Origin of the sequence: Halomonas sp. 3D7M (genome assembly GCF_014897885.1) — a bacterium.
Taxonomy (GTDB): Bacteria; Pseudomonadota; Gammaproteobacteria; order Pseudomonadales; family Halomonadaceae; genus Vreelandella.
This window is the reverse complement of the sequence record NZ_JABUZF010000156.1, coordinates 8452-12040: the sequence shown is the minus strand read 5'-3', so window position 1 is coordinate 12040 and position 3589 is coordinate 8452. Positions and strand designations below refer to the sequence as shown.

The following is a 3589-nucleotide window of genomic DNA, read 5'->3' as shown; positions in this document are numbered from 1 at the left end:
AGGAGTCCATATACGCGCTACAAAACCTATGGCACCTACCGTAGCGCGGTGTAACGAATCTCGCGAGGTACGAGCGAATGAGGCACCCGCGTCGTTAGCCACCAAGCGCTACAACTTTCCAACGACAGGCCGTGAAACATCAACAGAGCATTGGCTCAGTTTATCATGCTGGTACGGCGTTAGGTGCTAGCGTTAGCTTGATTAAAGGTCAGCTAATGCACCACTAAAACGTAGCGCATCACCAACACTTGCCAAGGCGCGTTCGTGGGCGCTTACCGACAGCGGGCCTCGGCTACAGGCGACAATTACCCAAGACCTCTGGGCTGACGAAATGCGCGAGGCAATACCCGCATCGCAGCTACGACGGTGCTGGGTACCGGTCTTATGGGCAAAATGAATGTCACTGCCCAACCCTTGTTTCAAGCGGCGCTCGCCAGAGGAAGTACGGCTCAATACCGCCAGCAGCGTTTGGCGCTGCTCGGTATTCAAATCCGTCATACCTCCATGGTGAAGCGAGGCTAGTACATCCCCGAAGGCGCGCAACGTGCCTGCGTTCTCACCCGTGGCTTCGTAGGCATCAAAGGCGCGGTCGTAGTCAGGCTGCTCGAAGGCATCTTGGCGCACGCTAAGGGCACGGGCTAACGCTTCCGGTCGCTGGCTAACACTGTGCTTGCGCAGCGCCATAAAATCTAAACCCTCTAAGTCTTGGGCATCTGGATGAAGCTGGCCATACACACCTTGGCGTACGCCAACGAGCTTGCTAATCGGCCCTATATGACCGGGCCTTCCTCCGCTCGCTGCCACCATGGCCTTTGCCCGTTCATTCACTGCTTCAAGCCCTACACGATCAATCAGCATATCCGACGCAGTGTTATCGCTAACGGTGATCATCTGTTCCAACAAATAACCAATAGAAATAGGCGTGCCTGGATCATGCCAGTTAACCGGGCCTGCACCATCCACATAGTCGCTGCGCGCCAGGGTAATCCGCTCATCAAGAGCTAACCTGCCAGCTTGGCGTTCGGCCAACACTTGGGCAGCCACCGGTACCTTTATCAGCGAGGCCAAATACCATGGCTCATCGGCTTTCCAGGAATAGGCTTCACCACTGGCCAAATTCTGCACATACACGCCCAGCTGCCCACCAAACACCTCTTCGATGGCGGCCATGCGGGCGTTTAAGTCACCCTGCCAGCGGCTCTGTTTATCGACTGCATAATACCAATCTGCATGAACGGGCAGTGCTATTAACAGCGCTACTACCATCAGCCCGCGCTGTATCCAGTGTCGCAAATCGTCAACTCCCGTTAGTTTGCTCGCGTTTAGCGATGAGCCGCCATCCAGCGGGTTAGCCAAATCCACAGCGCGGCGCCGAGTATTAACAAACCACCAATGCCAAGTGCCTGCGGGTAGCTGTAGGCACCCTCGCCTTCCAATAAAAAACGCAGTACCAGAAAAATCATCACGATATGGAAGATAAAGGCTTTGAGCGCATCACTACCGACGAGCGTGATCGGCAACAGTACTTTCGCAGCGGCTGCGCCACCCGCTAAGGCAAGCCCAAGCAGCACCAACGCGCCACCCACGCTAAACAGCATAAAGTTTATCCCTGGCGGGTGTTTTCCCACATTACGAGCCACCGCCATCATCGCACCATGAACATCGCCCCCGGCGATGGCTATGCCATAAAAAGCGCCGACCATCAGCGCCCCCGACCCTGCCAGCCAAAGAATTAAACGGCGGCGTAAGGTGGCATCGAAATAGCAGCGTAACAGCGCTTCGCCGATCAATAAGCCAGACAATATTAGTGGGGCGCGGCTAAGCTGTCCCCAGGCATAGTGCTCTTCATGATCCACCAGAAACGCTTTTAAGAGCTCGTAGCCCCCAAAGGAAAAGCCTTGTAACCACGCTGAAAGCGCCGTTAATCCTGCGATGGTCGCCAAACGTCCCCACAGTGGCGTTCGCGCCCACAGCGGCAATATTAATGGCACCCATAATAAGGCAATGGCGTAAAAACCGAGAATCTCTACCCAGATAGCAAATCGCCCATAGAGCAGCGTATTAACAATATCGCTTGGCGAGCTAAAGGGTAGCATTTCGATAATAATCAGCGATTTATACCAAAACCAAACCTCAATGGCCCTTACCCATAGCTTTAATCGCCGCCGAGGCCAATCGTCACTTTGCGTGTAAGCAAGGAAGGCCACCGCCAGCGCTATGCCGAACACTAGAATAAATAGTGAGGACGAGAACTTAGTCAAAAAGTGGATAGGCACCATGCCCCAGTCGGGCACATGACGCATGCCTACTAAACCACTAACGGCATGACTGATAATCATCAGCCCAATGGCAATACCACGCGCGAGATCAATCGCTTCGATTCGTCCTTGCGCTTTAGGAAGCTGTGGAACCTCCTTCCAGTTCAACACGTCGGCAACGTCCTTGTGGCTGATGTTAGTAATAGAACTCTAACCATAGCCTATTCATTCCCCACCCCCTATTTAACATCTTTTAACGCAAAAATGCCCCGCAACTGGCGGGGCATTTCATGGCTCATCCGTGAACCGGAATAGAAGTTAATCCTTTAGCAGTCATGAGTTACCAACCGGAATCATCTTCCTCTTCAGTTTCCCATGTGTCTTGCTCTTCTTCTTCCTCTTCATAAGTGAATTCTTGCTCTTCCTCTTCGTACTCGGTCGTTATACCTTCATTAGTAGCGCCTTCAGTGGTGGCACCTTGCTCTTGATCAGAGTCGAAAGAGTTGTAAGCGCCCTGCTCATCCTGGGTCGTTTCTTCCTGAGGAGCGGGCTCGTAATCATCGTTGCCTTCCATGCCAGCAAAGGCCAGCGGGCTAGCGATTAAACCAAACGATACGCCTAAAATGCCAAGTTTCTTGAGAGCTTCCTTTTTCATAGTCATGCCTCCTGATATGGCTTCGCTTTCACTTCAGTTTTCGGTAATCAAAAAATTCGATAATTTGAAAACGTTGGTTAGTGGCAAGAACATCGCGTCTTTCTAACACTCTGCTCTTGCCTAATACACTGCATCCGCCATACCAGGAAATGCCAAAAAAAATAAAAAATACTATAAATACAATTACTTGAATAAAAATCGTGCATGCCAATCTAATGACGCAGCGATCTTTAATTAGTGATTTATTGTTTATCAATGACACATGAGCCCCGCTGCAGCATGACAAACGAGGTTTGGGGGATTAATACCCCATCACCCGAGGCAGCCACGTGGCAAGGCCAGGTATCGCGATCAACACTAAAATGGTGGCCAGAATAGGAAGCAAAAACGGCAACACCGCTTTAACTACTTGCCCGTAGCGTAGCCGCGTAATGCCCACCATTAGAAACAACACCGTGCCAAAGGGCGGTGTGATAACCCCCACTGAAAGCGTAATGACCATCACAATGCCGAAATGGACAGGGTCTAACCCCGCGCTTAGCGCAGCAGGCACCACAATGGGAGTGAAGATCAGGATGCTCTCGATGACCGACATGAAACAGCCGATAAGCAGGAAAAACAGCGCAAAGCAGAGCAGCAACGCAATCGTCGGCATATCGATGCTGGCCACCTGTCC

4 protein-coding genes are annotated in these 3589 nt (G+C 51.9%); all 4 read right to left on the bottom strand.

Annotated elements, in window-relative coordinates; translation table 11 throughout:
• Positions 1–201 precede the first annotated feature (201 nt).
• The gene (locus tag INT22_RS07550) at positions 202–1266 is read right to left on the bottom strand and encodes a serine hydrolase (RefSeq protein WP_193060110.1); all 1065 of its coding nucleotides are present in this window, start codon (positions 1264–1266) and stop codon (positions 202–204) included.
• Between the two features lie 56 nt (positions 1267–1322).
• Positions 1323–2429, bottom strand: a complete 1107-nt coding sequence (locus tag INT22_RS07545) for a heparan-alpha-glucosaminide N-acetyltransferase domain-containing protein (protein WP_193060101.1) — start codon at positions 2427–2429, stop codon at positions 1323–1325.
• Between the two features lie 169 nt (positions 2430–2598).
• Positions 2599–2913, bottom strand: coding sequence for a hypothetical protein (locus INT22_RS07540; protein ID WP_193060100.1), 315 nt, complete (start codon positions 2911–2913; stop codon positions 2599–2601).
• Between the two features lie 301 nt (positions 2914–3214).
• The coding region (locus INT22_RS20455) for a TRAP transporter large permease subunit (RefSeq protein ID WP_226912498.1) at positions 3215–3589 on the bottom strand (375 nt) is incomplete at its 5' end.